Source organism: Clostridioides sp. ZZV14-6150 (assembly GCF_020657875.1).
Classification (GTDB): Bacteria; Bacillota; Clostridia; order Peptostreptococcales; family Peptostreptococcaceae; genus Clostridioides.
On the sequence record NZ_JAGWDA010000087.1, the window covers coordinates 1 to 358 of the forward strand.

General features: G+C 41.6%; 1 tRNA gene. It reads left to right on the forward strand.

The window, feature by feature from the left end:
• The first annotated feature begins 100 nt into the window (after positions 1-100).
• Positions 101-176: transfer RNA gene (locus KGF41_RS20610), tRNA-Ala, on the forward strand.
• Positions 177-358 lie beyond the last annotated feature (182 nt).

Consider the following 358-nt stretch of genomic DNA (forward strand, 5'->3'; position numbering starts at 1 on the left):
TAACAAGGTAGCCGTATCGGAAGGTGCGGCTGGATCACCTCCTTTCTAAGGAGAATTGCCTACTGTTTAATTTTGAGAGTTCTTTATGAACTTCATATTTGGGGGTGTAGCTCAGTTGGGAGAGCACTTGCCTTGCAAGCAAGGGGTCAGGAGTTCGACTCTCCTCATCTCCACCATTAAGAGTATATTACTTAAATCTTCGATTTATCTAGTAGCCTCTTACATGCACTTTTAGCTTATCTTTAGACAAGCTATGTGCATTAGCACTTTAAGCAACAGAATAAACTGAACACATGTGAAGTTTGTTTGTTGGCGACGTGCGTTAGCACTTTAAGCAACGGAATTTATTCGTTGGCGA